17 protein-coding genes, 3 rRNA genes and 1 pseudogene are annotated in these 21861 nt (G+C 45.7%); 13 read left to right on the top strand and 8 right to left on the bottom strand.

Translation table 11 applies throughout. The features are described from left to right. Positions 1 to 488: 488 nt before the first annotated feature. Genes ccmE through ccmA form a run of 5 tightly spaced genes read right to left on the bottom strand, consistent with a single transcriptional unit; the run spans position 489 to position 3285 of the window. Positions 489 to 980 carry a cytochrome c maturation protein CcmE gene (gene ccmE, locus SDEN_RS18575; protein ID WP_011497988.1) on the bottom strand — a complete coding sequence of 164 codons (492 nt, stop codon included), beginning with the start codon at positions 978 to 980 and terminating at the stop codon, positions 489 to 491. A 2-nt stretch (positions 981 to 982) separates the two neighbouring features. Next, positions 983 to 1192: a heme exporter protein CcmD gene (ccmD, locus tag SDEN_RS18570; RefSeq protein ID WP_011497987.1), complete on the bottom strand. Its 210-nt coding sequence runs from the start codon at positions 1190 to 1192 to the stop codon at positions 983 to 985. Beyond that, a complete protein-coding gene (locus SDEN_RS18565; protein WP_011497986.1) occupies positions 1192 to 1938 on the bottom strand; it encodes a heme ABC transporter permease in 747 nt (248 codons plus the stop codon). Before SDEN_RS18565 ends, ccmD begins: the two co-directional genes overlap by 1 nt. A gap of 1 nt (position 1939) precedes the next feature. Continuing rightward, positions 1940 to 2626, bottom strand: a complete 687-nt coding sequence (gene ccmB / locus SDEN_RS18560; RefSeq protein WP_011497985.1) for a heme exporter protein CcmB — start codon at positions 2624 to 2626, stop codon at positions 1940 to 1942. A gap of 8 nt (positions 2627 to 2634) precedes the next feature. Beyond that, positions 2635 to 3285, bottom strand: coding sequence for a cytochrome c biogenesis heme-transporting ATPase CcmA (ccmA, locus tag SDEN_RS18555; RefSeq protein ID WP_041406562.1), 651 nt, complete (start codon positions 3283 to 3285; stop codon positions 2635 to 2637). A 328-nt stretch (positions 3286 to 3613) separates the two neighbouring features. Between ccmA and SDEN_RS18550 the strand changes: the two genes are divergently transcribed. Further along, on the top strand, positions 3614 to 3907 hold the full coding sequence (locus SDEN_RS18550) for a c-type cytochrome (RefSeq protein ID WP_011497983.1): 294 nt from the start codon (positions 3614 to 3616) through the stop codon (positions 3905 to 3907). Between the two features lie 80 nt (positions 3908 to 3987). Here SDEN_RS18550 and ccmI read toward each other — a convergent pair whose 3' ends face one another. Then, complete coding sequence (gene ccmI / locus SDEN_RS18545; RefSeq protein WP_011497982.1) at positions 3988 to 5199, bottom strand: c-type cytochrome biogenesis protein CcmI; 1212 nt, start codon at positions 5197 to 5199, stop codon at positions 3988 to 3990. 371 nt (positions 5200 to 5570) lie between these two features. Between ccmI and SDEN_RS18540 the strand changes: the two genes are divergently transcribed. The 6 genes from SDEN_RS18540 (at position 5571) to rrf (ending at position 14849) form a co-directional block, all read left to right on the top strand. Beyond that, positions 5571 to 7553, top strand: a complete 1983-nt coding sequence (locus tag SDEN_RS18540; RefSeq protein WP_011497981.1) for a heme lyase CcmF/NrfE family subunit — start codon at positions 5571 to 5573, stop codon at positions 7551 to 7553. 10 nt (positions 7554 to 7563) lie between these two features. Then, positions 7564 to 8118, top strand: coding sequence for a DsbE family thiol:disulfide interchange protein (locus SDEN_RS18535; RefSeq protein WP_011497980.1), 555 nt, complete (start codon positions 7564 to 7566; stop codon positions 8116 to 8118). Then, positions 8119 to 8598 carry a heme lyase NrfEFG subunit NrfF gene (nrfF, locus tag SDEN_RS18530; protein ID WP_011497979.1) on the top strand — a complete coding sequence of 160 codons (480 nt, stop codon included), beginning with the start codon at positions 8119 to 8121 and terminating at the stop codon, positions 8596 to 8598. 941 nt (positions 8599 to 9539) lie between these two features. Further along, positions 9540 to 11084, top strand: a 16S ribosomal RNA gene (locus tag SDEN_RS18525). A 535-nt stretch (positions 11085 to 11619) separates the two neighbouring features. Further along, positions 11620 to 14524 (top strand): 23S ribosomal RNA (locus SDEN_RS18520). A gap of 209 nt (positions 14525 to 14733) precedes the next feature. After that, positions 14734 to 14849: ribosomal RNA gene (gene rrf, locus SDEN_RS18515) — 5S ribosomal RNA — on the top strand. Together the 16S, 23S and 5S rRNA genes form the textbook arrangement of a ribosomal RNA operon. Before the next feature lie 627 nt (positions 14850 to 15476). Here rrf and SDEN_RS20900 read toward each other — a convergent pair. Then, a pseudogene (locus SDEN_RS20900) lies at positions 15477 to 15677 on the bottom strand (hypothetical protein); the annotation flags it as partial. A gap of 634 nt (positions 15678 to 16311) precedes the next feature. Here SDEN_RS20900 and SDEN_RS18510 point away from each other — a divergent pair. After that, complete coding sequence (locus SDEN_RS18510) at positions 16312 to 18246, top strand: LTA synthase family protein (protein WP_232279986.1); 1935 nt, start codon at positions 16312 to 16314, stop codon at positions 18244 to 18246. A 28-nt stretch (positions 18247 to 18274) separates the two neighbouring features. Here SDEN_RS18510 and SDEN_RS18505 read toward each other — a convergent pair whose 3' ends face one another. Further along, positions 18275 to 18769, bottom strand: coding sequence for a hypothetical protein (locus SDEN_RS18505; protein WP_011497976.1), 495 nt, complete (start codon positions 18767 to 18769; stop codon positions 18275 to 18277). A 264-nt stretch (positions 18770 to 19033) separates the two neighbouring features. Here SDEN_RS18505 and SDEN_RS18500 point away from each other — a divergent pair, with 264 nt between their 5' ends. The 5 genes from SDEN_RS18500 to SDEN_RS18480 all read left to right on the top strand — a co-directional run bounded on the left by SDEN_RS18500 (position 19034) and on the right by SDEN_RS18480 (position 21842). Then, positions 19034 to 19264, top strand: a complete 231-nt coding sequence (locus SDEN_RS18500) for a hypothetical protein (protein ID WP_041405899.1) — start codon at positions 19034 to 19036, stop codon at positions 19262 to 19264. Positions 19265 to 19433: 169 nt separating this feature from the next. Then, a complete protein-coding gene (locus tag SDEN_RS18495; protein WP_011497974.1) occupies positions 19434 to 20090 on the top strand; it encodes a HupE/UreJ family protein in 657 nt (218 codons plus the stop codon). Between the two features lie 37 nt (positions 20091 to 20127). Then, complete coding sequence (locus SDEN_RS18490; RefSeq protein ID WP_011497973.1) at positions 20128 to 20739, top strand: hypothetical protein; 612 nt, start codon at positions 20128 to 20130, stop codon at positions 20737 to 20739. Positions 20740 to 20863: 124 nt separating this feature from the next. Next, positions 20864 to 21328, top strand: coding sequence for a GNAT family N-acetyltransferase (locus SDEN_RS18485; RefSeq protein ID WP_011497972.1), 465 nt, complete (start codon positions 20864 to 20866; stop codon positions 21326 to 21328). A 55-nt stretch (positions 21329 to 21383) separates the two neighbouring features. Continuing rightward, entirely contained in the window at positions 21384 to 21842 is a 459-nt protein-coding gene (locus tag SDEN_RS18480; RefSeq protein WP_011497971.1) for a hypothetical protein, read from the top strand. Positions 21843 to 21861 lie beyond the last annotated feature (19 nt).

The following is a 21861-nucleotide window of genomic DNA, read 5'->3' as shown; positions in this document are numbered from 1 at the left end:
TGAACTTAATATTATATGAAATGGGTTGGTTGTTTGGGATTTTAGTAGGATTTATTATGATAATTATTTCATACAAAATACCTATAGAATACATATTTTACGAAACTCGGGTTAGATACATGTGGCATGTCTGTTTGTTTATTTTATTCTCTTTTTTGTTTTATCTATTTGGTAGCCTTTACCCTCAGTACAATACAATTGCGAGAGTGATATTTGCAATAGGATTTTTTATTTTCATATATAGCTATGCGGAAAAGATTGATGGTAAAACTCAATAGTTAGATTCAAACAAAGTGTATATTTATGGCTTTAAGTCAGAAAATTACAAAAAATAAAATGTTACGGTTGGCGATTTACGTATCGGTATAAAAGTCTCTGTGCATCATTATGAAGCCAAACTCAAGTTTACATCTTTGGCCAAAGTACTATTTTTTTCATAAAAAGCCTCTAATGAGGCTTTTTATGGAATACAGAATGAACACTCATTACTAATACTGAGCGGTTTTTTCTACGCCTTCTTGGTATTCAAGTTTTTTATGTTGTTTTCCCATGGCTTCAGCCACTTCTGGCGGCATATAGTTCTCATCATGCTTCGCCAGTACTTCTGTGGCTTCAAGCTTACCTGAATCAGTTAACACCCCTTGGGCGACTATACCTTGGCCTTCACGGAATAGATCGGGTAAGAGGTCATCATAGGTGACGATAACTTGGGTGCCGGTACTATCATGAACCGCGAATTCCACATGCAAGCTATCAGGATCCCTTACCATGGATCCCATAGTGACCATGCCGCCAATGCGAATGCGCTGGCCAATCTCAGGTTTAATGCCAGTGTCGTTCTTGCCATTAATGATTTCATTGGGGGTGTAGAATAAGTTTAAATTGCTATTGAGTGCATACAAGAGCAATGAAGCTGCCCCTGCTACACCGACTATTAATGCCACTGCCAGAGTGAGTCTCTTTTTACGTCTTGGATTCACGATTAGCCACCTTTTACTTCTGAGGTTCTGATTTGTTTAAGTCTCTGTTCACGGCCAGCTTGTTTGGCTATTTCTGTCAATACTTTGCGTTTTCTGCCTAAGCTTGAAATGATCAAGCCGCCTAGGCTTAATGCTGTGACGCCGTAAGACAGCCAAACATAGAAGGCATAGCCGCCCATATTGAAAAACGCACTGATAGAGTCGAATTGCATTATTTAGCACCCTCCGCTTCCGCCAAGGCTCGCACCCAAGGGCGCATGCCATTACGGGCCAAAATCTCTGCCCTAAATCTAACCAAAGTAATCGCGCCTGCCATTAAACCAAAACCTACAATATTAATCAGCAAGGGGTACAACATATCCGAAGACATGGTGGACTCTTCGGTGATGCGAATAGTCGATGGTTGGTGCAAGCTGCTCCACCACTCCACAGAGTATTTGATGATAGGAATATTAATCACCCCGACTAAAGCCAGTATGCCAGCGGCTCTTGCGGCTAATACCTTGTCTTCAAAGGAAGCGTACAGTGAGATAACCCCCAAATACAGGAATAGCAGAATAAGCTCAGAGGTTAATCTTGCATCCCACACCCACCATGTACCCCACATGGGTTTACCCCAAGCGGCCCCGGTAAACAAGGCGATAAAGGTAACAACCGCGCCAATGGGCGCCATGGACGCCGCCGCCCAGTCGGCAGACTTTATTTGCCACACCAGGCCAACAAAAGAGGCGCTGGCCATGCCCATATAGATAGCCATAGACATAGAGGCGGCAGGAACATGGATATAGATAATGCGAAAGCTATCGCCTTGTTGATAATCCATAGGGGCAAACAATAAGCCCCATGTAAGGCCGGTCGTGAGCAGCATCAATGCTGCTACAGCGAACCAAGGCAATAAGGTACCAGAGAGTTTATACGCTCGCTCTGGATCTGCGTAAGGATGAAGCCATTTCCACATGCTAATTTGTACTCACTCTTAAGGACGCTCCAATGGCAATTGGAGCCAACACTGACGCTGCCACTAACATGGCGCCAATTATAGCCAGTTGGCCATCATAGGGTAAATTCATTCCTGCTGCATCCATGGCACTGGTCGCAAAAATGAGCACTGGAATATAAAGGGGCAAGATAAGTAGACTGAGTAACACTCCACCTTTTCTTAACCCAACAGTCAATGCAACCCCTATGGCGCCCATTAAGGATAATACTGGAGTCCCCAAGCTTAAGGTCAGGAGTAGGGCCACATAAGAATTCGCTTCAAGTTGCAGTAACAGTGCTAAGACGGGGGATATCAGGATAAGTGGCACACCCGTGAGTAGCCAATGAGCGAAGACCTTCGCCAGTACTAACACTGCTAAGGGTTGCGGGCTGAGTAACATCTGCTCTAGGGCGCCGTCGTTATAATCGGCTTTAAATAATCGCTCTAGAGATAACATAGAAGCCAGCAACGCCGCGACCCAGATAATACCAGGGGCGATACGGGTGAGTACCTTGGGCTCAGGCCCTATACCTAATGGGAACAAGGTAACTACGAGTATGAAAAACAACAGCGGATTAAAAATATCCCCTCTGTGACGAATGGCGATTTTTATGTCGCGCATCAGTACAGTGTAGAATGCTTGTCGATAGCTAATGCCTCTGTTCATTGCTTGCCCTATAGTGAACGGTAATCGAGGGTGAGGGTGCGTAACTGTTCGGCCTTTATCAGGCTCATGTCTTGGTGAGTGGTCAGGATAACGCAACCACCATTATCAACATGGGCCAAAAATAACCGCTCGAGTTGTTCTACGCCTTTTTTGTCTATGGCGGTGAAAGGCTCATCTAATATCCAAATTTTGCATTGGGTATGCAATAGTCTGGCTAGAGCGGTTTTTCTATGTTGCCCCGCTGACAGGTGGCCTGCTAATGCATCTTCAAATCCGGCTAGGGACATATGTGCTAAAGCGGCTTGGGTATCAAAGTCTTGATAGCCGCTGAGCGTCAGGTTGAAATCGACATTTTCTGCGGCGCTTAGCTCACTCTTTACCCCAGGTAAATGACCTAAGTAGAGTAAGTCAGCATTAAATTCTTCACGGCAAGCTAAAATGGTTTCTCCGCAATAGCTGACATGGCCAGAATAAGGCCGTGATAGCCCAGCTAAAATGCGTATGAGGCTGGTTTTCCCTGCGCCATTAGGTCCTTCTATTTGAACGATATCACCGGGATTAATGTCGAAGCTTAATCGGTCGAAGAGTATGCGTTCTTCACGGATACAAGTGAGTAGGCTAGCACTGAGTAATGCTGGCAGTGGTTTATTGCTTGTCACTTTAGCCTCGTTAACCTGATGGATGATATTCACGGAATGGTATCACACTCCCATTGCAATATTAAAAGCTTACGTACGATACAGGGGACAGCCGAGAGCCGTGTCTGGGCATCTAGCAGCAAAGATAATAAACCGATTTATTTATGCTTTGCTAATATAATAACTATTCTTGTTCATTTGTCTGTTTCCGCATTGCAAGCTGGGAGGCTTATCACAAAAAGGTGTGATTTTATTAACTTTATAGTAATCTAACTAGGTTAAAAATACGCCAGTCTGACATAGAGCAGGCGGTTACTGTGTGTGAGTCGTAGCATTAGGAAGGGTTAATATGAAAAAATTGTTATCAATGGCGGCTATTGTTGCTTTGAGTTTAACGGCAAGCGTTTCAGCCCAAGATGGTGAAACCGTTTATAATAAAGCCTGCCAAGTATGCCATAGTATGGGTGTAGCCGGAGCGCCTAAGGTTCATGACGCCGCAGCTTGGGAACCGCGTCTCGCTAAAGGGATGGATACATTAGTTGCCTCGATCAAGACGGGTATGAGCGCCATGCCACCAGGCGGCATGTGTACCGACTGTTCAGATGAAGACTATAAAAACGCTATCGAGTTCATGGCGAAGTAATTAGCTTTGAACCACCAGATTAAAAAAACCGGCTGATGCCGGTTTTTTGTTGCTGCTGAAATAGCTGTTACTTGTTGTGCTTATTTCAATTCAGTTTCTAGCACTAGCTGATTGAGCTGGTTAAAGCTGCCATTGGCGAGCTTAGCCTGAATATCGCCGGTTTGTGGTTTGAGGCTACCGCCCTTTGAGAGTAACACCACTATTTCTACTGACTCTAATCCAGTGGTGTTAACTTGCTCGTTAATAGCGTGGCTTGCATCTAAGGTCACACTTAAGGGGAAGCTAACCTTGGTGAGCTTAGTCAATAACAAAGGTGTTTTTGGCTGGGTTTGGCTGCGGGCGAAAACATATAAGGTATCCGTTCCTGTTAGTTTGTCTGCTAACTGAGGTGCCAAAGTGACAGTGACTTTTAATGCGTCAGGGACGATAGGTCCAAGGTGTAATTGCGCTTTGGCAGCATCGATAGCGTTAATCAACGCCCCTCTGTCGATATCGCTACGATCGCTAGATAATATCAATTGCCATGCATCAATGGCCTGCGGGTAATTAGCCTTAAAGAATGCATCCATACCTACAAGTAATAAGGTCGAAGGATCCTTAGGATCTAATGCTAATGCTTTATCTATGATAACTTGGGTTTCTGCAGTAATAGTTTGATCAGCTTGATAATATAGTGCAGTGGCTTTAGGCCCAAGCAGCTCAGCTTGTACGCCAACGAGTTCCATCACCTTATCAAATGCCGCGATGGCTTGGTTATATTGATTGTTAGTGATGTAGGCATGTCCTAGAGTGAACCAAGCTTGGCTGTTGTCTGGTTGAGCTTGCACTTCAGCTTCAAGAAGTTTAATCCTTTGGCCCAAGGCCATTTCAGGCCCCATTGCAGAATGAGCATCATTTGCCTGCATTGGTATCGCTAATTGTTGATAGGCTCCTAACTGCTGGTAGAGGTATCCGCTTAGCGCCAATAAAGTGATAGACATGAGTGATGGCCAGAATAGGCCTTTCTTTTGGATTTGGTTATCGAGCGAGTCATCGCCAACTTGTTTGATATCCTGTAACAAGCTGACTTCTAACTCTTGCTTTAGTGCCGCAAATTCTTGCTGTTCTAGTTGACCTTGCTGAAATTCTTGCTCAAGGTTAGCTAAACGTTCAGCAAAGACTTCAAGGTTAGTTTGCTTACGGACTCCAGAAGCTTCAGTTTGCAACAAGTGCTGTTGGCGAAAGTGCGGGATCCAAATTAGCAATAAACCACTAAAAACGACGAGGGCGATAGCAATCCAGAATAGAGTCATAGGGTTTATCTTCACTTATTGGTTGTAGAAAAAGCTTCACTGAGGGCAGATTATACGGAAAGTTAACTCCTTTAACAGGGGGAGAGTTAGGTGTTACAAGCGCAAATCGCTAATTTGGAAGCACAAAGCGGCCGCAGAATGACGAAATTGTGATCGAGAGCACCATAATGTTTAATCAACTAAATAACAGGAAAGCTATTTATAATGAGACCATTAGCCCAGTTTGACATGAAAATGGCAGACAGCGCTTAGTATTGATTCTAGAATGACTTAAAATTCGGCATTGCTAATGTTAATTATTATTTAATATTTATCTTAATAGCCTTTGCGTATACTCCCGCTTTTTATAGAAGAAAGATTGAGGACAACTGATGATCCCTGAACTTGGCCATTTCTCGCTGATCTTAGCGTTGGCATTTGCACTGTTACTTGCCACTGTGCCCTTGATAGGTGCAGCCTGCAGAGATCAATATCTAGTGCGCTATGCTCGGCCCCTATGTTACGGCATGTTCGCTTTTGTCAGTCTATCAATTATTAGTTTAGGTTATAGCTTTGCGGTGGATGATTTCTCCGTTGCCTATGTGGCTCATCACTCTAACTCCCAGTTACCTATTTTCTTCAAAATTTCAGCAGTGTGGGGCGGACACGAAGGCTCACTACTGTTTTGGGTGTTTGCACTTTCAGTATGGTCTGTGGCCGTCGCATTATTCAGTAAGCAGATTGAAGAAGTGTTCACCGCTAGGGTGTTGTCGGTACTGGCGATAGTGATTGTTGGTTTTACCTTCTTTATGTTACTTACCTCTAACCCTTTCGAGCGGCTTTTTCCTATTCCTATGGAAGGCCGAGATTTGAATCCTATGTTGCAAGATATTGGGCTTATCTATCATCCTCCTATGCTTTATATCGGTTATGTAGGCTTTGCCGTTAGCTTTGCTTTTGCGATTGCAGCATTAATGAGTGGCCGACTCGATTCAGCATGGGCGCGCTGGACTCGTCCATGGACTCTCGCTGCTTGGGTATTTCTCACCGGAGGTATAGCGTTAGGTTCTTGGTGGGCTTATTACGAACTCGGTTGGGGTGGTTGGTGGTTCTGGGACCCCGTGGAAAACGCTTCCTTTATGCCGTGGCTCGTGGGTACCGCATTAGTACACTCATTGATAGTGACAGAGAAGCGCAGTGCCTTTAGAAACTGGACTGTACTACTGTCGATATCAGCATTTTCATTGAGTTTGCTGGGCACCTTTATTGTTCGTTCTGGGGTGCTGACTTCAGTGCATTCATTTGCATCCGATCCTAGTCGTGGGGTGTTTATTCTATTACTGCTCGCCTTGACTGTTGGCGGCTCACTAACCCTATTTGCTTTTAGAGCTAGCGATATGGCAAGTCCTGCACGTTTTGAGCTTAAATCAAAAGAGACTATGCTGCTTATCTGTAATGTTTTGCTCGCCGTTGCAACCGGTACCGTTTTACTGGGTACCCTTTATCCTCTACTGATTGATGCTTTAAACATGGGCAAGATCTCCGTAGGCCCACCTTATTTTAATGCGGTGTTTGTGCCTTTGGTGCTTATCTTGTTTGGCTTTATGGGTATAGGTCCGATTATTCGTTGGAAAAAATCTAAAGCTGGCGAGCTCAAGCGTCAACTGCTATTGCCTGCAATGATAGCGGTAGCCTTAGGCGTTACACTGCCATTTATCATTGCTGAAGGTGAATTCGATATCTGGGTTGCATTTGGTTTAGGCATGGCAAGTTGGATAATCTTAGCTACTTTCAGGGCTGGTTATAATATGGCGCGAGGAAGTAGCTCGAATATTGATCTTCGCCGCATAGGCAGAAGCCAATGGGGTATGATCATCGCCCACTTAGGTATTGCCGTCTCAGTGATTGGCGCGACTATGGTGTCTAATTACTCCATCGAGAAAAGTGTGCGTATGGGGCCAGGCGTGAGCTATGAATTAGCAGGCTACCAATTTAAGTTTATCGATACTCGTCATATTGTCGGCCCTAACTATACCGCTGAACAAGCTCAGATAGAGATTTATCAGCAGGGCGAGTTTGTGGCTTTAGTACAGCCAGATAGACGTCAATATAATGTACGTACCATGGATATGACTGAAGCCGGTATCGATTGGGGGCTGTTTAGGGATCTTTATGTGACTATGGGTGATCCCATCAGCACTACGGAATTTGCGGTGCGGTTAAATTATAAGCCTTTTGTGCGCTGGTTATGGTTTGGTGCGATTTTCATGATGGTCGGCGGACTATTAGCTGCGTCAGACAAGCGCTATCGTCGTAAAGTGAGCGTTGCACAAGCGGACACTCACGCTAATCCTAAATTCGCACCAGCGCTATAACGGAGACTTAATGAAAAAGTTAATTTTATTTGTGCCATTAATGATCTTTTTAGGCATGGGCTTTTTTCTCTATAAAGGATTATTTCTCAATCCTAAGGTGCTGGAGTCGGCTTTAGAAGGTAAGCTGGTGCCGTACTTTGAGTTGGAGCAATTAGAGCAATCTGACAAAGTGATTACCAATAAAGATCTTATCGGTAAAGTTGCCATGCTAAACGTATGGGGCACTTGGTGTCCTGCATGTAAGTACGAGCATCCTTATTTAATGGTGCTTGCCCGTAACAAGCAAATTCCCATTTACGGTATTAACTATCGTGACGAACGAGATATGGCACTGGAGGAGTTAAAACTTCAAGGTAACCCCTATGAAATTAACATTTTCGACAAAGATGGCCGTCTTGGATTGGATCTTGGCGTTTATGGTGCGCCTGAAAGTTTTCTTATCGATCACCAAGGCATAGTCAGATACCGTTTTGCAGGGCCTATCGATCAGCGTATATGGGCCGATACCTTATATCCAATAGTTAAAACTTTGCAGGAGCAAGCTGTAAAAGATGGAGCCTCATAGATGATAAGAACAATGCTTATAGCCCTATGCTTATTCATCAGTGCGATAGCCAGTACTTATGTTCAAGCAACGCCTGTGGATACCTTTGCGTTTTCGTCGGCAGAGAAACAAAAGCGCGCCTTATCACTGGCCCACGAGTTACGCTGCCCTCAGTGTCAGAACCAAAACCTTATCGACTCTAACTCACCCGTGGCAAAAGATTTACGTTTGCAGGTCTATCAAATGGTAGAAGCGGGTAAAGGCGATGATGAGATAGTGGAGTTTATGACATCACGCTACGGCGACTTTGTGCTTTATAAGCCTAAGCTGGACCCCAAAACTTACGTGCTATGGATAGGCCCCTTTGTATTACTACTATTCGGTCTCATCATAGGTTTTGTGTTTGTTCGTAAGCAAAGGATCGTCAATAACAGCCAAGTAGAACTCACAGAGGCCGATCAGCAAGAGTTAGCCGCACTTCTAAAGCAAGATAAAGACTAACTTCTCCACGGAATATAGTGCACCTGGCTGAGCGTTATAGCCAAGGCATGAGACTTAGGGCGTCATCTCAAGACAGTATTCAACTGTGATGAGTTGATGCCCTTGTCATTTCTGGCACATTCTTGTTTGTTAATAGCGACTCACCAGGTACTAAAGCACATTCTCTAACACACTATATAACTACCTTCTATGACACTACTTTACTAACGAAACACACTCGGTCGTTAACGATAAGCAAGCGATAACAATCCGCCGTATCAGTATTCGTTTATATTAGTTCAGCATTCAATCCTAGATAAGTTTCTGGATAAGAGTCTATTCATTACTATCAATTATCCTATTAACGGTATTAATACGATTGGTATAATCAAAAAGCTTAATAAATGAGCGTAAATAGGCGGTTTCAAGCCAAAACGATCGTTTTTGTGTAAAAGATCGCCTAACGATCGCCTTTATTGAAAAAGGCGTTAAAAAGCCCTTGCGTAAAAATCTGATCTGCCTATAATGCGCAACCACTGAGACGGCAAACGGTTCACGCCAACGCTGAATCAGTTTGGTTTATAGGTTGATTTGAAACAGTTAACTGCTTAAATCAAAGCGAAAAGAAAGTTTGAAAAAACACTTGACGCTGACAACGGATTGCGTAGAATACGCAGCCCAAGCCAACGACCTAGCGTCAACGGCAGCTGAATGAAAATTAAGTTTTTCATGTTAGCAACGCTCTTTAACAATACGAACAAGAAATCTGTGTGGACACTCACAGGTATTGAGTTATTCGACAATTATTTAAATCAGTTTAACTGCTTTAGATAATCAAAAAATTTAAACTCAATGCACAAAGAGTGTTCATAGAAATATGTACATAGAACACATCGAAAGATGAGTTCGAATCAGAATTCATTGAGCCGAAGTCTTTCCTAATAGAAAACTTCAAAAAACTTTAATTGAAGAGTTTGATCATGGCTCAGATTGAACGCTGGCGGCAGGCCTAACACATGCAAGTCGAGCGGCAGCGGGGAAGTAGCTTGCTACTTTTGCCGGCGAGCGGCGGACGGGTGAGTAATGCCTAGGGATCTGCCCAGTCGTGGGGGATAACAGTTGGAAACGACTGCTAATACCGCATACGCCCTACGGGGGAAAGGAGGGGACCTTCGGGCCTTTCGCGATTGGATGAACCTAGGTGGGATTAGCTAGTTGGTGAGGTAATGGCTCACCAAGGCGACGATCCCTAGCTGGTCTGAGAGGATGATCAGCCACACTGGAACTGAGACACGGTCCAGACTCCTACGGGAGGCAGCAGTGGGGAATATTGCACAATGGGGGAAACCCTGATGCAGCCATGCCGCGTGTGTGAAGAAGGCCTTCGGGTTGTAAAGCACTTTCAGTCAGGAGGAAAGGTAGCGTGTTAATAGCACGTTGCTGTGACGTTACTGACAGAAGAAGGACCGGCTAACTCCGTGCCAGCAGCCGCGGTAATACGGAGGGTCCGAGCGTTAATCGGAATTACTGGGCGTAAAGCGTGCGCAGGCGGTTTGTTAAGCCAGATGTGAAAGCCCCGGGCTCAACCTGGGAATTGCATTTGGAACTGGCGAACTAGAGTCTTGTAGAGGGAGGTAGAATTTCAGGTGTAGCGGTGAAATGCGTAGATATCTGAAGGAATACCGGTGGCGAAGGCGGCCTCCTGGACAAAGACTGACGCTCATGCACGAAAGCGTGGGGAGCAAACAGGATTAGATACCCTGGTAGTCCACGCCGTAAACGATGTCTACTCGGAGTTTGGTGCCTTGAGCACTGGGCTCCCAAGCTAACGCATTAAGTAGACCGCCTGGGGAGTACGGCCGCAAGGTTAAAACTCAAATGAATTGACGGGGGCCCGCACAAGCGGTGGAGCATGTGGTTTAATTCGATGCAACGCGAAGAACCTTACCTACTCTTGACATCCACAGAAGCCAGCAGAGATGCAGGTGTGCCTTCGGGAACTGTGAGACAGGTGCTGCATGGCTGTCGTCAGCTCGTGTTGTGAAATGTTGGGTTAAGTCCCGCAACGAGCGCAACCCCTATCCTTATTTGCCAGCACGTAATGGTGGGAACTCTAGGGAGACTGCCGGTGATAAACCGGAGGAAGGTGGGGACGACGTCAAGTCATCATGGCCCTTACGAGTAGGGCTACACACGTGCTACAATGGCGTATACAGAGGGTTGCAAAGCCGCGAGGTGGAGCTAATCTCACAAAGTACGTCGTAGTCCGGATCGGAGTCTGCAACTCGACTCCGTGAAGTCGGAATCGCTAGTAATCGTGAATCAGAATGTCACGGTGAATACGTTCCCGGGCCTTGTACACACCGCCCGTCACACCATGGGAGTGGGCTGCAAAAGAAGTGGGTAGTCTAACCTTCGGGAGGACGCTCACCACTTTGTGGTTCATGACTGGGGTGAAGTCGTAACAAGGTAGCCCTAGGGGAACCTGGGGCTGGATCACCTCCTTACCTATACGACTAACTCATACCTGAAAGTGAGAAATCACCTTGAGTGTTCACACAGATTACTTGTTAACCTTCTTTGGAAGGGTAGAGTGAAACACACCGCGAGCCGGTTAAGTGTTGTTCTTTAACAATTTGGAAAGCTGATAGTACTAACTAAAAGGCGCAGAAATGATGATTCGTTGTCGTTTGTGTGATTAGGTTAGTGCGAAAAATAATATTTGTGCGCAAGCATGAATATGAGTTCTCAAAACACTTTATTAAGTGTCTTGAATATTTTTAAAACTAAGGCGTGTCCACTTCCTACCCGGAGGTGAGACAAGTAAAAACCAAGCTGGTCCCACTCTTTATTGAGTGACGTACGACCCAAGTTTTTCTTACTTTATCTCGATAAGGTAAGCGCAGTGATTCGATACGGTGTCTAAGCCGTGAAGCGAATGAGAAAGGAGTGTAGCAGCGCTACATGACTGACGAATGAGGTTCACAATAACGACAGCGTGATGAATAACAAGCGAAAAGATGAAACCTATCCGGGTTGTATGGTTAAGTGACCAAGCGTATACGGTGGATGCCTTGGCAGTCAGAGGCGATGAAGGACGTAGTAACTTGCGAAAAGCGTTGGCGAGCTAGTAACAAGCATTTGAGCTAACGATGTCCGAATGGGGAAACCCGGCCACATAAGTGGTCATCATACAGTGAATACATAGCTGTATGAGGCGAACCTGGGGAACTGAAACATCTAAGTACCCAGAGGAAAAGAAATCAACCGAGATTCCCCTAGTAGCGGCGAGCGAACGGGGATTAGCCCTTAAGTCTATGGGGTGTTAGTGGAATGGTCTGGAAAGTCCAGCGGCACAGGGTGATAGCCCCGTACACGAAAACTAACCGTAGATGAAAACGAGTAAGGCGGGACACGTGACATCCTGTTTGAATATGGGGGGACCATCCTCCAAGGCTAAATACTCCTGACTGACCGATAGTGAACCAGTACCGTGAGGGAAAGGCGAAAAGAACCCCTGTGAGGGGAGTGAAATAGAACCTGAAACCGTATACGTACAAGCAGTGGGAGCGGTTCTTGAGACCGTGACTGCGTACCTTTTGTATAATGGGTCAGCGACTTACATTTTGTAGCGAGGTTAAGCGAATAGCGGAGCCGTAGGGAAACCGAGTGTTAACTGCGCGTTTAGTTGCAAGGTGTAGACCCGAAACCGAGTGATCTAGCCATGGGCAGGTTGAAGGTTGAGTAACATCAACTGGAGGACCGAACCGACTAATGTTGAAAAATTAGCGGATGACTTGTGGCTGGGGGTGAAAGGCCAATCAAACTCGGAGATATCTGGTTCTCCTCGAAAGCTATTTAGGTAGCGCCTCGAGCGAATACCATTGGGGGTAGAGCACTGTTAAGGCTAGGGGGTCATCCCGACTTACCAACCCTTTGCAAACTCCGAATACCAATGAGTACTACTCGGGAGACAGACAGCGGGTGCTAACGTCCGTTGTCAAAAGGGAAACAACCCAGACCGTCAGCTAAGGTCCCAAAGTACTAGCTAAGTGGGAAACGATGTGGGAAGGCTTAGACAGCTAGGATGTTGGCTTAGAAGCAGCCATCATTTAAAGAAAGCGTAATAGCTCACTAGTCGAGTCGGCCTGCGCGGAAGATGTAACGGGGCTAAGCTAGTCACCGAAGCTACGGGTGCATTTCATTAGAAGTGCGCGGTAGAGGAGCGTTCTGTAAGCCGTTGAAGGTGAAGGGGTAACCCACGCTGGAGGTATCAGAAGTGCGAATGCTGACATGAGTAACGATAAAGGGGGTGAAAAACCCCCTCGCCGGAAGACCAAGGGTTCCTGTCCAACGTTAATCGGGGCAGGGTGAGTCGACCCCTAAGGTGAGGCCGAAAGGCGTAATCGATGGGAAACAGATTAATATTTCTGTACTTCTGCTAACTGCGATGGAGAGACGGAGAAGGCTAGGCTAGCGCGGCGTTGGTAGTCCGCGTTTAAGGTGGTAGGCTGAATTCTTAGGCAAATCCGGGAATTCGTACTTTAATGTACAGGCTGAGAGCTGATGACGAGTCACTACGGTGATGAAGTAGTTGATGCCATGCTTCCAGGAAAATCTTCTAAGCTTCAGGTTAGTAGGAATCGTACCCCAAACCGACACAGGTGGTCGGGTAGAGAATACCAAGGCGCTTGAGAGAACTCGGCTGAAGGAACTAGGCAAAATGGTACCGTAACTTCGGGAGAAGGTACGCTGCTGTTGGTGATGGGACTTGCTCCCTAAGCTGACGGCAGTCGCAGATACCAGGTGGCTGCAACTGTTTATCAAAAACACAGCACTGTGCAAAATCGCAAGATGACGTATACGGTGTGACGCCTGCCCGGTGCCGGAAGGTTAATTGATTGGGTTATCGCAAGAGAAGCTCATGATCGAAGCCCCGGTAAACGGCGGCCGTAACTATAACGGTCCTAAGGTAGCGAAATTCCTTGTCGGGTAAGTTCCGACCTGCACGAATGGCGTAATGATGGCCACGCTGTCTCCAGCCGAGACTCAGTGAAGTTGAAATTGCGGTGAAGATGCCGTATACCCGCGGCTAGACGGAAAGACCCCGTGAACCTTTACTATAGCTTGGCACTGAACATTGAACCTACATGTGTAGGATAGGTGGGAGACTTTGAAGCATGAACGCTAGTTTGTGTGGAGTCGTCCTTGAAATACCACCCTTGTAGTTTTGATGTTCTAACCTGGACCCCTTATCGGGGTTAGGGACAGTGCCTGGTGGGTAGTTTGACTGGGGCGGTCTCCTCCCAAAGAGTAACGGAGGAGCACGAAGGTTGGCTAAGTACGGTCGGACATCGTACGGTTAGTGCAATGGCATAAGCCAGCTTAACTGCGAGACATACACGTCGAGCAGGTACGAAAGTAGGTCATAGTGATCCGGTGGTTCTGAATGGAAGGGCCATCGCTCAACGGATAAAAGGTACTCCGGGGATAACAGGCTGATACCGCCCAAGAGTTCATATCGACGGCGGTGTTTGGCACCTCGATGTCGGCTCATCACATCCTGGGGCTGAAGTCGGTCCCAAGGGTATGGCTGTTCGCCATTTAAAGTGGTACGCGAGCTGGGTTCAGAACGTCGTGAGACAGTTCGGTCCCTATCTGCCGTGGGCGTTGGATGATTGAAGGGAGCTGCTCCTAGTACGAGAGGACCGGAGTGGACGAACCGCTGGTGTTCGGGTTGTCATGCCAATGGCATTGCCCGGTAGCTACGTTCGGAATCGATAACCGCTGAAAGCATCTAAGCGGGAAGCGAGCCCTAAGATGAGTCATCCCTAGAGCTTTAAGCTCTCTAAAGGGCCGTAGGAGACTACTACGTTGATAGGCAAGGTGTGTAAGCGTTGTGAGGCGTTGAGCTAACTTGTACTAATGACCCGTGAGGCTTAACCATACAACCCAGATGGGTTTTACTGATAACCTTAGTAATAGAAATAGAGCGCTTAATAAAGTGCGAACTCAAAACGAAATCAGCTTTCCGAATTATTATTTAATGCACAAATGAGTGCGTTAGATAGGAGCAATTTATCAAATACATCCGTGTATTTGACCCTAACGGGCCGCACTAAAGTGCGTTAAAAATTTGTTCCGTACAATTTTTTGTCTGGAAACCATAGAGCTGTGGCACCACCTGATCCCATTCCGAACTCAGAAGTGAAACACAGTATCGCCGATGGTAGTGTGGGGTCTCCCCATGTGAGAGTAGGTCATTTCCAGGCGCCCAATTAAGTAGAGAAGCCACCTGAATAAGGTGGCTTTTTTGCGTTTGGGATTTACAAAGTAGGCGCATCATATCTGATGACCCAAAGCAATATGCTCAGGTGACTTATCTACTTAAGCACGTACGTGCAACACCTATCCTGATGTCGGTCGATAAATGCTCCTTCAATATAGACACTTCCGCCATCCATGGCGGTCGCCCCGCCGCTAAGCGGGCTCCCCAGCTTGCAGGCTAGCTGCTGCGCGCTTCAAAGCCCTTTAATACCCTGTATTCAAAACAGGGCTTATTCGCCCCCATGTGAGAGGGCATAATAAATAGGCCAAAATTGTTCCCAACAATTTAAGGCACTTCCCACATCCTTGTGGGTCGTAGGGTGAGTTTTTTGTGTTTATAAAGCGACGCTTTATGCAAATTAACGAACACGGAGAGCTTCGATAACTGCTCCTGCGTTATTCTACTTACCGCCGTCCATGGCGGCATGCTCGAAGCTGGCCATGACAGGCGCCTAATTAAGTAGAGAAGCCACCTGAATAAGGTAGCTTTTTTGCGTTCGGAGTTTACAAAGTTAACGCATCATATCAGATGACCCTAAGCAATATGTGCAGGTGACTCATACCCATTACGATTAAAGACTTCCCAGTTTAGCCCAATCCCAGCGACATAATCTTTTCACCCTATTTCGACACTCAATGAACGTATTCCATGCACGACAGCATTGCTCAACAGTATCGTTAACGTCGGCTAGGTCCTGCGTATACCAACCAGCACCATCAAGGATCACGAGTAGATAGCGATCATTGGCTGTGGCTACCGATATTTGCGTTAATACCAATCACATTAATTATGTGACCTATCAGAGCGCCTCAAGCTTTTCAATTCAAGGCGCATTAATGCAGTAAGGGTTATTCCCTTTCAAACCTCATTCTTGCACAGGAATGCAACGATGAAGTGGAATGCTTGAGACGCTCCCGAGGGCGGGTTTCAAAGGGGATTTCTCTGCGTTGAATACTTTTGACATAGCAGCACTATGCCTTCAAGCCTTCGCCTTGATTAATCCCCTTTGAACTCCCGCTGAATGACCAGATAATTAATACGATTGGTATAAATGCTGGCTCATCCATCTTGAAAGCAAATATCAACGCGATCAAAAGGAATATAGACGGGGAGTATAATAAATTCGATAAAATCTTGAGGCGAACTGCAACTTTTCACTGATTTATTTGTCCTAGATATGCTGTTTGTTGATACAGGATATGTTAATCCAAGAGTAATTCAGCCTAAGTATTTGAAAAATATTTTAATAATAAATAGTTTTATCCTAATAAGAATAATAATTGAGGTTAACTATGACATTCTTTTCCGGCGGTACGGGAGCAAAACATTCCCGCGCTGGGTCTTTTTCATTTAGAAAAAACTCACCTTTTCAGTCTCGTCAATGGGCGTTTAAATCCCTCGCCATAATGGCATTAATCTGTCTTGTTGTGATGACACTCAGTCGTATAGGCTTGAGTTTGTGGCAATTAGACAGAGTCAATGATGCTCAAGGTTGGAGCCATTTGTTGTTACAAGGTTTACGAATCGATATCGCCAGTTTATGTTGGCTATTCGGTATCGCAGCCTTAGGCCAAGTTTGTTTTTCAGGCAATCATGCCATAGGAAAAGTGTGGCAATTCATGTTAAGGCTATGGTTAACCCTAAGTTTATGGCTGGTCATTTTCTTGGAAGCCTCTACTCCCGCATTTATTGAAGAATACGGTTTCAGGCCCAATCGCCTCTATATTGAATATTTAATTTATCCTAAAGAAGTCTTGTCCATGTTGTGGTCGGGGCGCAAGTTTGAACTTATCTTGTCTGTGGTTATTTCACTCTTGAGTCTAGGGCTTGGCTGGCAGTTAAGTGGCAGGTTTAGCCGTAATATTGCCCAACCTAAATGGTACTGGCGACCGGTGTTGGCTGTTATCGTGATGGCTATCACTATCGCTGGGGCGCGTTCAACCTTAGGTCATAGACCGTTGAACCCTGCTATGGTGTCGTTTAGCACAGATCCTCTAGTCAATTCCTTAGTACTGAATTCATCTTACTCACTGTTTTTTGCTATCAAGCAAATGGGCAGCGAAGAAGATGCCGCTAAAATGTATGGCGCCCTGCCTGAACACGAGATCATAGAAATTATTCGCCGTGAAAGTGGCCGAGAAGCGCTAGCGTTTACCCATGAAGATATTCCAAGTTTGTCTGTTAATCAGGCGAGCTTTCAGGGCAAGCCTAAGAATTTAGTGATTATTTTAGAGGAAAGCTTAGGTGCACGCTTTGTCGGTAATCTCGGCGGCCTCCCTTTAACCCCCAATATTGATGCGCTTGCAACCCAAGGTTGGAATTTTGAAAACCTGTATGCCACAGGTACACGCTCTGTGCGCGGCATAGAAGCTGTGGTGACAGGCTTTACGCCTACCCCAGCTCGCTCAGTGGTTAAGCTTGGCAAGAGTCAGAGCGGCTTTTTCAGCTTGGCAGAGTTACTTAAAAATAGAGGCTATACGACTCAGTTCATTTATGGCGGTGAAAGTCATTTCGATAATATGCGCAGCTTCTTTCTCGGCAATGGTTTTACCGATATTGTCGATCAAAATGATTATCAAAATCCTTTCTTCGAAGGCTCATGGGGTGTATCAGATGAAGATCTGATGGCGAAAGCTCATAATGAATTTGAACAATTGACCGACGAAGGTAAGCCATTCTTTAGCTTAGTCTTTAGCTCGAGTAATCACGACCCGTTCGAATTCCCCGATAATAAGATCGAGCTCTACGAGCAGCCAAAGCAGACCCGAAACAATGCCGCTAAATATGCCGATCATGCGGTAGGTGAGTTTTTCAAGCAGGCTAGACAATCAAACTACTGGAAAGATACCCTATTCTTAGTGGTTGCCGATCATGACAGTCGCGTCGGCGGCGTCGATCTAGTGCCTATTTCACGCTTTCGTATTCCTGGGATTATCTTAGGTGAAGGGGTGCGAGCCAAGCAGGATAAGCGTGTAGTCAGCCAAATTGATTTAGCTCCGACCTTGCTCTCCTTGATGGGCATTTCAGCCAGCTACCCTATGTTGGGTCAAGACTTAAGCCAAGTAGAAGACAACTGGCAAGGCCGCGCCTTGATGCAGTACGAGAAAAACTTTGCCTTGATGCAAGGTAATAAGGTCACCATCTTGCAACCAGAGCTAGAACCTAAGAGTTTTGTCTATGATTTTTCAGCTGAAAAGTTAACCGCTAAGGACTTGGATAGCGATCAAGCCAACACTGCACTGGCTTGGGCCTTGTGGGGCAGCATGGCATACAACAAACAGTGGTTTAGGCTGCCCAAAAAAGCTTCTAACCTAGAGACAACAGAAGAATTGGATCCTTAGAGAATAGGGGGCTAAAAAGAAGGATAGCTTAAATACTGATGCTAAGGGTTGGCAGGGATTGAGGTGACACTTTTGCCTGATAAAACTGCTCAACTTGCTGCCCCAGCTGCTGATAAAAACTGCTACTTTGGCCTTGTAGGCTAGGATGGTTGGCAAGGCCTTTGGTTTCTTTCTGATCCTCTTTCGCCGGTTGCTTTACATGTATGTCTTTGCGCTCGAGTGCGGCTTTGTTGTTGGCAATAATACGGACAGCTTTGGCGACCACAGGGGCTGCAGCCGTTTGAGTGCTGACTTTTTGCTGGTAAAGCGAGGCATTTTGCTGTTGCTCTTGCTGCTGCTTTTGCTTGATAACATCGGCAGGCGCACGCTCATTATTCTGGTTGTATGCCCGCTCTTCATGGCCCTTGCTGGGCTCTTGGGGCGGCAATAGCGGCGGTTTTTGCTGATTATCTATGCGCGCAAGATCAGTCGCGACATTGGATGTCGAGATAGGCACTTGTGGATAGTGTGAATTAATCAGCATGATTTGGTCACCAAGAATGAGTTAGTACAAATAATAGCCGAAGTTATGATTTACTGGAAGTGAGTCATAGCGTTACTGAGGCAAATAGTGCAAATATTTTGAGCATTGAAGATTCATTAGCTTTGCTAAGAGCAAAATAAATTCCCTTTGCGAAGCGGTGTGTCATAGTAAATGACGCTAAGGTTCAGTCATAGGTTCTTCGATGTTAGGTATCCTTCATCAAGAGAACAGCAGTATTCAACCAAATTACCTAGGCATATCAAGATGTATCAAGTCGTGAAAAAATCTGTTTTATTCGCTTCAGTGTTCACTTTGGTTATGACGTTAACGGCTTGTGGTTCTGGAAGCGATGAAGCTAAAACTGAGACTGAAATTTCAATCTGCGATGAGTTTGGTAATCGCTATTCGTCTGAAGATGAGCCCAAAGCCAAGGGGCTGGAAATGTATCAGTACGGCGCCACTTATTGCCCCGAATATAAACCAGAGCTGAACTAAATTAGACTTGAGCCGAGGATTAACGGTGCCAGCCAGTGTAATGCTCTTTTGTGATCCCAGCCTTATACCGTATGTTACATAAAGAACAGGAATCTACCTTGACGAAAGCAGAGATTTTGGAGCCTTCCAATGGCCAATAAAGTGATTAATTATTGTTTTTTTTGCCATATTGGTCGGATTGAGTTTTATCAGTGTTGAGGTATTCGCTCACGGGGTGGATGACAATACCCGCGCCTTTTTAGAGCAAAATACTGGGGTGCAATTTTTCCCTTTTGTGTATATCGGCGCTAAACACATGATCACAGGTTACGATCACTTGTTATTTCTAGTGGGAGTGATCTTCTTCTTATATCGCAGCCGAGATGTGTTCTTGTATGTCACCATGTTCACCTTAGGCCACAGCACCACTTTACTGTTAGGGGTGCTGAGCGATATTCAAGTTAATGCTTATCTTATTGATGCCATTATTGGTTTATCTGTGGTGTATAAAGGATTCGACAATTTAGGTGGCTTTAAACGCTGTTTTAATTGGCAACCCAATACCCAATGGGCGGTGTTGATTTTTGGTCTATTCCACGGCTTTGGCCTAGCGACCAAATTGCAGGAATTTGACTTACCTGAGGCAGGCTTACTCACTAACTTGTTAGCCTTTAACTTGGGCGTTGAACTCGGTCAGTTTGCCGCTCTTGGGTTCATTTTGATTGTCATCACAGCTTGGCGCAAATGGCCGTCGTTCCAACATTTTTCAACGCTAACGAATACCTTGCTAATGAGCGCCGGGTTAATCTTGATGGGTTATCAACTGACCGGCTACGCAGTTAACTAAAAAACCGGCTACGCAATTAACTAATAAGAAGAAGATTATGCAACATACAGTAAGCAGTAAAACATTGATTAAAGCCTCATTCGCGGCGGTTATCTTAGCGGCAATTGCCTTGGTGAGCTTAATTTTACCCGCAGAATACAATATAGACCCCACAGGAGTGGGCAAGGCCTTAGGCCTGACAGCGCTGGCTCAGCCAGATTCTAGCACTCAGATGGCTCCTGAATTAGCGGCATCTAAGTCTGACACGTCACAGGGGTCAGCCAGTACGGTACAAAGTGATGCCGCCAAGCTTTCCGAGCATAACATAAGCGTGACTGTGCCTGCGGGACGCGGGGTGGAGTATAAGTTTTATATGACGCAATTTGCCAAGATGGAATACCAGTGGAGCACTAACACTGAAACCGCCACTGACACCGTCACTAATAATAGCAGCCCGAGCCCGCTATATTTTGACTTACACGGCGAGCCACAGGGCGACACCACAGGGTATTTTGAGAGCTACGTCATTGCCACAAGTGATGAAATGAAAGGCAGTTTTACCGCCCCCTTTGCAGGCTCCCACGGGTGGTATTGGAAAAACACCAGCGCACAAGCCGTTACCGTGCAGCTTAAGGTCAGCGGTGACTTTACTGTGATAGGGCTTAAATAGGCCAAGTGTGAGCACAAATTTTTGCGTGAATCGTACTGTATTGGCTTGCGATTAGTGCAGTACGCACTGCGAGATTTCTAATCACTATCTCGAGTGCAAGGCGCTAGCGGTAAAAGAGGTATCAATGCTTAGCATCAGGAAGTTTCAACATGGCGACGAGTCAGAATTAAGAGACATTTTTTTCAATACTGTCCGTAAGGTGAACAGTAAAGATTATTCCGAGATTCAAGTTAACGCTTGGGCACCGGATGAATATGACCCAGCCGCATGGCAACTGCGTATTCGCGCCATCAATCCTTTTGTCGCCATGTTAGATAGCGACATAGTCGGTTATGCAGATATTCAAGATGATGGCTATATAGATCATTTTTTCTGCCATTGGAATTACCAAGGTCAAGGGGTAGGTAAAGCGCTAATGCACGCGCTTGTTACAGCAGGGCAACAAAAAGGGCTGGCTCGTTTTTATGCCCATGCCAGCATTACCGCAAAACCATTTTTTGAACATTTTGGTTTTCAAGTAGTAAAGTGTCAGCAAGTGGAAATTCGTGGTCAAACGCTTACCAATTATGTCATGGAAAAATTAGTGTGAATTATCTGGTTGTTTAACGCCGCTTAATGCATGTTAAGCGTTCAAGGAGTGGAAGGTGAAGCCAAAGAATAATAAGCCATTACTTGTCGGGGCATTATTGTGCGCCATCGCGGCCTTGCTCCATGTGGGGTGTATTGTATTTGGCGGTGACTGGTATCGTTTTTTTGGCGCCGGAGAGGCGATGGCCTCGATGGCCGAGCAGGGGCTTTGGTACCCAAGTATTGTCACTGCAGTGATAGTGGGTATATTGCTAATCTGGTCACTCTACGGACTGTCCGGCGCTGGGGTGATTAAACGCTTGCCGTTAACTAAGCTGGCGCTGGTGATCATTTCCAGCATCTTTTTGCTGCGAGGAGTGTCATTCGTGGGTTTAATGCCGCTATTTCCTTACAAAGAGTCTGAAAATAGTCTGACATTTTGGGTAATAAGTTCAGGCATTTGTCTATTCATAGGCAGCTTGTTCGCCATTGGCACCTATCAGCAATGGTCAAGATGGGTCAGTGACAAACAGTAATAAGCAGTAATGAACAGTG

The sequence above is a fragment of the Shewanella denitrificans OS217 genome (genome assembly GCF_000013765.1).
Lineage (GTDB): Bacteria > Pseudomonadota > Gammaproteobacteria > Enterobacterales > Shewanellaceae > Shewanella > Shewanella denitrificans.
The sequence above is the reverse complement of the archived record's forward strand: the minus strand, read 5'-3'. Positions and strand labels throughout refer to the sequence as shown.